The 223-nt window shown below is 44.8% G+C and carries 1 pseudogene; it reads left to right on the top strand.

The annotated features are described in order from the left end of the window. A pseudogene (locus GCL60_RS17335) lies at window positions 1-223 on the top strand (hypothetical protein); the annotation flags it as partial.

The following is a 223-nucleotide window of genomic DNA, read 5'->3' as shown; positions in this document are numbered from 1 at the left end:
AGAAGGTGCAGAATTAAGCGAAGAAGCTCCATTGGAAACAGCACCACAAGAAGGTGCAGAATTAAGCGAAGAAGCTCAATTGGAAACAGCTTCGACAGAAGGTGCAGAATTAAGCGAAGAAGCTCCATTGGAAACAGCACCACAAGAAGGTGCAGAATTAAGCGAAGAAGCTCAATTGGAAACAGCTTCGACAGAAGGTGCAGAATTAAGCGAAGAAGCTCCA

The organism is Silvanigrella paludirubra (assembly GCF_009208775.1).
Lineage (GTDB): Bacteria > Bdellovibrionota_B > Oligoflexia > Silvanigrellales > Silvanigrellaceae > Silvanigrella > Silvanigrella paludirubra.
Note: the sequence above shows the minus strand (reverse complement) of the source record. Positions and strands in the feature narration are given on the sequence as shown.